Origin of the sequence: Amnimonas aquatica, from assembly GCF_002943415.1 — a bacterium.
In the GTDB taxonomy this organism is placed as follows: domain Bacteria; phylum Pseudomonadota; class Gammaproteobacteria; order Pseudomonadales; family Moraxellaceae; genus Perlucidibaca; species Perlucidibaca aquatica_A.
In genome coordinates, this window is record NZ_PTQZ01000065.1 from 1 (window position 1) to 8,072 (window position 8,072).

8 protein-coding genes are annotated in these 8,072 nt (G+C 69.3%); 5 read left to right on the forward strand and 3 right to left on the reverse strand.

Translation table 11 applies throughout. The features are described 5' to 3' along the window. Together C5O18_RS04120 and C5O18_RS04125 are read left to right on the forward strand one after the other, a co-directional pair. Positions 1–425, forward strand: a 425-nt coding sequence (locus C5O18_RS04120) for an NADPH-dependent FMN reductase (protein WP_105191710.1), incomplete at its 5' end; no start/stop codon positions are given. Between the two features lie 11 nt (positions 426–436). Then, positions 437–1,348: a pirin family protein gene (locus C5O18_RS04125; RefSeq protein WP_105191712.1), complete on the forward strand. Its 912-nt coding sequence runs from the start codon at positions 437–439 to the stop codon at positions 1,346–1,348. 47 nt (positions 1,349–1,395) lie between these two features. Here the strand turns inward: C5O18_RS04125 and mmsB are convergent, their stop codons facing one another. From mmsB to C5O18_RS04140, 3 genes are all read right to left on the reverse strand, one after another. Continuing rightward, positions 1,396–2,307, reverse strand: a complete 912-nt coding sequence (gene mmsB, locus C5O18_RS04130; protein ID WP_105191714.1) for a 3-hydroxyisobutyrate dehydrogenase — start codon at positions 2,305–2,307, stop codon at positions 1,396–1,398. Between the two features lie 94 nt (positions 2,308–2,401). After that, positions 2,402–3,574, reverse strand: coding sequence for an acyl-CoA dehydrogenase family protein (locus tag C5O18_RS04135; protein WP_105191716.1), 1,173 nt, complete (start codon positions 3,572–3,574; stop codon positions 2,402–2,404). A 23-nt stretch (positions 3,575–3,597) separates the two neighbouring features. Then, complete coding sequence (locus C5O18_RS04140; RefSeq protein WP_105191718.1) at positions 3,598–5,130, reverse strand: CoA-acylating methylmalonate-semialdehyde dehydrogenase; 1,533 nt, start codon at positions 5,128–5,130, stop codon at positions 3,598–3,600. 98 nt (positions 5,131–5,228) lie between these two features. On the opposite strand from C5O18_RS04140, the gene C5O18_RS04145 reads away from it, so the two are divergent. From C5O18_RS04145 to fghA, 3 genes are all read left to right on the forward strand, one after another. Beyond that, positions 5,229–6,176 carry a LysR family transcriptional regulator gene (locus C5O18_RS04145; protein ID WP_206389718.1) on the forward strand — a complete coding sequence of 316 codons (948 nt, stop codon included), beginning with the start codon at positions 5,229–5,231 and terminating at the stop codon, positions 6,174–6,176. A 107-nt stretch (positions 6,177–6,283) separates the two neighbouring features. Beyond that, positions 6,284–7,402, forward strand: a complete 1,119-nt coding sequence (locus tag C5O18_RS04150) for an S-(hydroxymethyl)glutathione dehydrogenase/class III alcohol dehydrogenase (protein ID WP_105191722.1) — start codon at positions 6,284–6,286, stop codon at positions 7,400–7,402. 1 nt (position 7,403) lies between these two features. After that, positions 7,404–8,072 (forward strand): S-formylglutathione hydrolase (gene fghA, locus C5O18_RS04155; protein WP_105191724.1); only part of this gene is annotated, 669 nt, incomplete at its 3' end.

Sequence of the window (8,072 nt, forward strand, 5' to 3'; positions counted from 1 at the left end):
TTCCGCTGTTCAGCCAGGACGACGAAGCGCGCGGCATTCCCGATGCCGTGACCGCGCTGGGCGCGCGCATCGCCGCCGCCGACGCGGTGCTGATCGCCACGCCGGAATACAACTACTCGGTGCCCGGCGTGCTGAAGAACGCCATCGACTGGCTATCGCGCCTGAAGCCGCAGCCGCTGGCCGGCAAGCCGGGCGCCATCATCGGCGCCAGCATGGGCCAGTTCGGCACCGCCCGCGCCCAGTATCACCTGCGCCAGACCCTGGTGTTCATGGACATGCATCTGCTGAACAAGCCGGAAGTGATGATCGGCCAGGCGCACGAGCGCTTCCACGATGGCCGGCTGAGCGACGAACGCACGCGCGAGCACTTGGCGAAACTGCTGGCGGCGCTGGCGGACTGGACCCGCCGCGTCGGCGGCCGTTGAGGAGCGCCGCCATGACACAGGCCGACATGCAACTCATCACCGGCAAATCCGTGGTGCTCGGCGAAGGCATGGGCATCGTGCGCACGGTGCCCACGGTGCAGCGCCGGCAGATCGGCGCCTGGTGCTTCCTCGACCACTTCGGCCCGGTCGATGTCGGCACGCCGGACAGCGGCAGGCAGGGCATGCGCGTCGGGCCGCATCCGCACATCGGCCTGCAGACCGTGACCTGGCTGCTCTCCGGCGAGATCCTGCACCGCGACAGCCTGGGCTCGCTGCAGGTCATCCGTCCGGGCCAGCTCAACCTCATGACCTCCGGGCGCGGCATCAGCCACTCCGAGGAATCACCGGCGCAACGCTCGCCCGTGCTGCACGGCGCGCAGATGTGGATCGCCCTGCCCGAGCACGCCCGCCACTGCGCGCCGGCGTTCGCGCACCACGCCGCGCTGCCCGTGGTCGAGCACCAGGGCCTGCGCGTCACCGTCATGCTCGGCGAGGCGCTGGGCGAACGCTCGCCGGGCATCATCTACAGTCCGCTGGTCGGGCTGGAGCTGCACGGAGCCGATGCCGCCGAAGCCTCGCTGCCGCTGGATGCCCGCTTCGAGTACGGGCTGGAGGTGCTAGAGGGCGAGCTGTCGGTGGCCGGGGAAACCCTGCGCCCGGGCCAGCTGCTCTATCTCGGCGCCGGCCGCACCAGCCTGTCGCTGCAGGCCGGCGCGGGCTTCCGCGCCCTGCTGCTGGGCGGCGAGCCCATGGGTGAAGACCTGCTGGTCTGGTGGAACTTCGTCGGCCGCACGCGCGAAGAGCTGACGCAGGCCTGCCGGGAATGGAACGACCGCGACGGGTATTTCGCGCGCGAGTACGGGCAGGTGCTGGGCTACGACGGCACGCCCCTGACCGCACCCATGCCGCCCTGGGCCGGCTGAGGCCCTTTGCTCAGGCCCTTTGCCTGCAGCCGGTTTCCCTGCCCGCCTCAGTCCGTCCGTTTCTGCAGCAGCCGGATGATGCTGGAGAAGTCCAGCGCGCCGGCGCCGCCGGCGCTGTGCGCGGCGTAGAGGTTGCGCGCCAGGCCGCCGAGCGGGATCGCCGAGCCGGTGGCCAGCGCCGCCTCTTCCGCCAGCCCCAGATCCTTGAGCATGAGGTCGGAACCGAAGCCGCCGCTGTAGCCGCGCGATGCCGGCACACCGTCCATCACGCCCGGCACCGGGTTGTACTTCTGCAGCGACCAGTTGTCGCCCGAGCTCTGCTTCATGATCTCGGCCAGCACCGCCGGGTCCAGGCCATTGTTGACGCCCAGGCTGAGCGCCTCCGCCGAGCCGATCATGTGGATAGCCAGCAGCATGTTGTTGCAGACCTTGGCGACCTGGCCGGCGCCGCTGCCGCCGGCATGGAAGATGTTGCGGCCCATGGCGGCGAGGAACGGCCGCGCGGCCTCGACCGCGCCGGCATCGCCGCCGACCATGAAAGTCAGCGTGCCGGCAGCGGCGCCGGCGGTGCCGCCTGACACCGGGGCATCGATCATGGACAGGCCGCGCGCAGCGGCAGCGGCCGCGACCCTGCGCGCGCTCGCCGGTGCGATGGTGCTGCAGTCGATGACACGCGTGCCTGCCGGCAGCGTCGCCAGCAGCCCCGGGTTGCCGGCCGTGCCGTCACCCAGGTAGAGGCCCTCGACATGACGGCTGGCCGGCAGCATGGAAATCACCACGCCGGCGCCGGCGAGCGCGCCGGCGGCGCTGTCGGCCACCGCCACGCCATCGGCCGCGACGCGCGCGCGCGCCTCCGGCGACAGGTCGGTGGCGGTCACGTCGAAGCCGGCCTTGCGCAGGTTCACGGCCATGGGGCCGCCCATGTTGCCGAGGCCGATGAAGGCGATCTTGTCTGTCATGTGTATCCCTCTGGCCGCTGCTGGCGACCGGCATGTTGTTGTCGTTGCACCAGCCGCGACACGGCCGGCAATGCGCGTGCGCGCGGCCACAGCCTCAGCGGATGGCCTCCGGGCCGTCGTCCTGCAGCAGGCGGCGCGCCACGATCACGCGCATGATCTCGTTGGTGCCTTCGAGGATCTGGTGCACGCGGGCATCGCGCAGCAGGCGCTCGAGCGGGTAGTCGCGCAGGTAGCCGTAGCCGCCATGGAGCTGCAGGGCCTCGTTGCAGATCTGGAAACCGGCATCGGTGGCGAAGCGCTTGGCCATGGCGCAGTAGGTGCTGGCCTCGGAGTGGCCGGCATCGAGCTTCGCCGCTGCCAGGCGGATCATCTGCCGCGCCGCCACCAGTTCGGTGGCCATGTCGGCGAGGCGGAACTGCAGGGCCTGGAACTCGGCCAGCGACTTGCCGAACTGGCGGCGTTCGCCGAGGTAGCGCTGCGCCGCGTTGAGCGCGCCCTGGGCGGCGCCCACCGAGCAGGTGGCGATGTTGATACGGCCGCCGTCCAGCCCCTTCATGGCGATGCGGAAGCCCTCGCCCTCCTCGCCCAGGCGGTTGGCCACCGGCACGCGCACGTCATCGAAGAAGATGGCGCGCGTGGGCTGGCTGTTCCAGCCCATCTTCTCTTCCTTCTTGCCGTAGCGGATGCCCGGCGCATCTGCGGGCACGGCGATCGCGCTGATGCCCTTCGCGCCCGGACCGCCGGTACGCGCCATGACCACCAGCATGTCGGTGTCACCGGCGCCGGAGATGAACATCTTCGAGCCCTTGAGCACGTAGACGGCATCCGCGCCCTCGCCTTCGCGGCGTGCCACGGTCTTCAGGCCGGCGGCGTCCGAACCGGCGTCCGGCTCGGTCAGGCAATACGAGGCCAGGCGCTCGCCGGAGGTCAGCAGCGGCCCCCATGCCGCCTGCAGCGCCGGCTGCCCCCAGCTGCAGAGCATCCAGGTCGCCATGTTGTGGATGGTGAAGAAGGCCGCGGTGGACGGGTCGGCGGCGGCCAGCTCCTCGAACACCAGCGCCGAGTCCAGCCGGCTCAGGCCGAGCCCGCCCTGGGCCTCGGGCGAATACAGCCCGCAGAAGCCGAGCTGCCCGCCCTGGCGCAGCGCATCGACCGGGAACACCTGCTCGGCATCCCAGCGCGCGGCGTGCGGCGCCAGCTCGCGCTCGGCGAAATCACGGGCGAGCTGCTGGAAAGCCAGCTGGTCCGCGTTCAGTTCGAAATCCATGCCCTCGCCTCTCCCGAAACGTTTCAGCGCAGGCTGATGGTGGTGTTGACCGTGCTCACCGCATCCTCGTCGAACCAGCGCGCGGTCACGGTCTTGGTCTGGGTGTAGAACAGCACGACCTGCTTGCCGTAGGGGCCGAGGTCGCCGAGCTTGGAGCCGCGCGAGCCGGTGAAGGAGAACAGCGGCACCGGCACCGGGATCGGCACGTTGATACCGACCTGGCCGACATCGATCTCCTCCTGAAAGTGCCGGGCTGCGCCGCCGGAGCGGGTGAAGAGACCGGTGCCGTTGCCGTTCGGGTTGGCGTTGATGAGCGCGATGGCGTCATCCAGCGTGTCGACCTCGACCACGCACAGCACCGGCCCGAAGATCTCCTGATCGTAGATGCGCATGCCCGGCTTGACGCCGGCGAACAGCGTGGGGCCGACGAAGTTGCCGTTGTCGTAGCCCGGCACCGGCGGATTGCGGCCATCGAGCACCAGCCGCGCGCCATCCTCCAGGCCGGTGGCGATCAGGCTCTCGATGCGCGCGCGCGCGGCGCAGGAAATCACCGGGCCGACATCAACACCGGGCTCGTGGCCGGCGCCGACCTTAAGCGTCTTCGCGCGCTCGGCGATCTCGTCGACCCAGGCCCGCGCCTCGCCCACCAGCACCACCACGGAAGAGGCCATGCAGCGCTGGCCGGCGGCACCGAAACCGGCGCCGACCAGGGCATTGAGGGTCTGCTCCTTGGGCGCGTCGGGCAACACCACGACGTGGTTCTTGGCGCCCATCATGCACTGCACGCGCTTGCCGGCGAGCGAAGCGCGGTTGTAGACGTGGGTGCCGACACGGGTGGAACCGACAAAGGAAATCGCGCGGATGTCCGGGTGATCGCAGAGGCCGTTGACCACGTCCTCGGCGCCATGCACCACGTTCAGCACGCCGGCGGGAATGCCGGCCTCGACCGCCAGCTCGACCAGGCGCATGGTGCTCATCGGGTCCTGCTCGGAGGGCTTGAGCACGAAGGTGTTGCCAGTGGCGATGGCCATGGGGAACATCCATAGCGGGATCATGGCCGGGAAATTGAACGGCGTGATGCCCGCGCACACGCCCAGCGGCTGCTGCAGCGTGTAGGTGTCGACGCCATTGGCGACATTGTTGGCCAGCTCACCCATCTGCAGGCTGCCGATGTTGGCGGCGTGCTCCACCACCTCGAGACCGCGGAAGATGTCGCCCTCGGCGTCCGGCAGGGTCTTGCCCTGCTCGGCGGTGAGCAGCGCCGCCACCTCACTCATGTTTTCACGGATCAGCTGCTGGTACTTGAGGAAGATGCGCGCGCGCGCGCCAATCGGCGTCTTGCGCCAGGTCCTGAACGCCGCTTTCGCCGCCGCCACGGCGGCCGCCAGCTCCTCCGGCGTGGCCAGCGGCACCCGCGCCAGCACCTGCTGGGTCGCCGGATTGACGACATCACGCCATTGCGTGGTCTGCGACTCGACGAACTCGCCGTTGATGAGCAGCTTGATGGTGGGCACGGCGGTGCCGGACGGTGCCGTGGAGCGGGTAGCCTGGGTCATGGTGGTCTGCCTTGCGATACGCGCCGCACCCTGTCGGGCAGCGCTGGGAAAAACCGAGCATACATAGGTTAAAATGCACCATGAACAGACATTAACTCATGTTTGATATGCAAAAAGACACCAAGAAAGCACCGCTCGCCAACTGGGACGACCTCCGTGTCTTCCTCGAGGTCGCGCGCGGCGGCACCGCCAGCGCCGCCGCGCGGCGCCTGGGCGTGGACTACACCACGGTGGCCCGGCGCGTCCGCGCGCTGGAGGAAGCCATGGGCGCCCTGCTCTTCGACCGCTCGCGCAGCAACGGCTTCAGCCTCACCCAGGACGGCCAGCAGCTGGTCGGCTACGCCGAAGCCATGGAAGGCGCCATGCAGGCCGCCAGCGAAGCCGTGTCAGGCACCGGCGGCGCGCTCTCCGGCCATGTCCGCATCGGCTGCACCGAGGCCTTCGGCATCCATTTCGTGATCCCGGAAATGGTGGCGTTCCAGGAGCGCTACCCGAACATCACCATCGATGTGCTGCCGGTGCCGCACTTCGTCAACCTGTCGCGGCGCGAGGCCGACATCGCCATCACCCTGGAGCGGCCGGCGCGCGGCCCCTATGTCTGCGTCAAGCTCTGCGACTACCGGCTGGCGCTGTACGCCACGCCGGACTACCTCGCCGCCCGGCCGGTGCGGTGCCGCGAAGACCTGCGCGAACACCGCTTCATCAACTACGTGCAGGACCTCGCCTTCAGTCCGCGCCTGCTCTACCTCGACGAGGTCGTGCCCGGCGCCAGCAGCCCGCTGCGCAGCACCAGCGTGCTGGCGCAGTACCAGGCCGCGCTGCAGGGGCGAGCCATGGCCATCCTGCCCTGCTTCATGGCTGCCGGCGACCCGCGCCTGACTGCCGTGCTGCCCGGCGAGCTGTCGGTGATCCGCCAGTTCTGGATGTCCTACAGCGAGGACCTGCGCCGGCTCCGGCGCGTCACCAGCGTGGCCGGCCACCTCATCGAGCGAGCGCGCGCCAGCGAAGCCTTCCTGCTCGGCGACACCACGGCCTCCACCCTCTGAACGAGGCCGCTACGCCCATCTGGCAATGCGCCGGGGCACACCCGCCCCGGTTTTTTTGCTAGATTCCGCCCACACCCGGAAACCGACTCTTGTCAGGAGCATGCCCCATGAAGACCCGCGCCGCCGTCGCCTGGAAAGCCGGTCAGCCGCTGACCATCGAAACCGTCGACCTCGCCGGACCCAAGGCCGGCGAAGTGCTGGTCGAGATCAAGGCCACCGGCATCTGCCACACCGACTGGTACACGCTCAGCGGCGCCGACCCGGAAGGCCTGTTCCCCGCCATCCTCGGCCATGAAGGCGCCGGCGTGGTGGTCGACGTCGGCCCCGGCGTGAAGTCGCTGCGCAAGGGCGACCACGTCATTCCGCTGTACACGCCGGAATGCCGCGAGTGCAAGTTCTGCCTGTCGCAGAAGACCAACCTGTGCCAGGCCATCCGCAGCACCCAGGGCCGCGGCCTGATGCCGGACGCCACCTCGCGCTTCTCGCTCGACGGCCAGGACCTGTTCCACTACATGGGCACGTCGACGTTCTCCAACTACATCGTGGTGCCGGAGATCGCGCTGGCGAAGATCCGCGAGGACGCCCCGTTCGACAAGGTCTGCTACATCGGCTGCGGCGTCACCACCGGCATCGGCGCGGTGCTGTTCACCGCCAAGGTCGAGGCCGGCGCCAACGTGGTCGTGTTCGGTCTCGGCGGCATCGGCCTGAACGTGATCCAAGGCGCGAAGATGGTCGGTGCCGGCAAGATCATCGGCGTCGACCTGAACTCCGATCGCGAAAAGATGGCACGCGAGTTCGGCATGACCCACTTCCTCAACCCGAAGGACATCGAAGCCGCCGGCGGCAACATCGTCGATGCCATCATCCAGCTCACCGACGGCGGCGCCGACTACAGCTTCGAGTGCATCGGCAACACCAAGGTCATGCGCCAGGCGCTGGAGTGCACGCACAAGGGCTGGGGCCGCAGCATCATCATCGGTGTCGCCGAGGCCGGCGCCGAGATCAGCACGCGCCCGTTCCAGCTCGTCACCGGCCGCAAGTGGGAAGGCTCGGCCTTCGGCGGCGCGCGCGGCCGCACCGACGTGCCGAAGATCGTCGACTGGTACATGGAGGGCAAGATCAACATCGACTCGCTGATCACCCACAAGCTGAAGCTGGAAGACATCAACGAAGGCTTCGCGCTGATGAAGCGCGGCGAGTCCATCCGTTCCGTGGTCGAGTTCTGACATGGGCGCGGCCGCGTTCGAGACCCGCAGCAGCCACGGCTGCTTCGGCGGCCTGCAGGGCTATTACGAGCACGCCTCGGCGGCAGTCGGCCTGCCCATGCGTTTCAGCGTGTTCCAGCCGCCGCGCGCGCTGGCCGGCGAACGCGTGCCGGTGCTGTTCTGGCTCGCCGGACTGACCTGCACCGAAGAGACCTTCATGATCAAGGCCGGCGCCCAGCGTCTGGCCGCCGAATACGGCCTCATGCTGGTCACCATGGACACCAGCCCGCGCGGCGCCGGCATTCCCGGCGAGAGCGAACACTGGGACTTCGGTGTCGGCGCAGGCTTCTACCTCGATGCCACCCAGGCGCCCTGGGCCGCGAACTACCGCATGGAAAGCTATGTCACCGGCGAGCTGCGCGACCTGATCCTCGCGCACTTCCCGGCCGACCCGGCCCGCGTAGGCCTCTCCGGCCACTCCATGGGCGGCCATGGCGCACTCACGCTGGCGCTGCGCCACCCCGGCCTGTACCAGTCGGTATCGGCGTTCGCGCCGATCTCTGCGCCCATGCAGTGCCCGTGGGGCGAGAAGGCCTTCGGCCGCTATCTCGGCGAAGACCGGCAGGCCTGGCGCGGCCATGACGCCGTGGCGCTGCTGGAGGATGGTCACCGCTGCCCGCCGCTGCTGGTG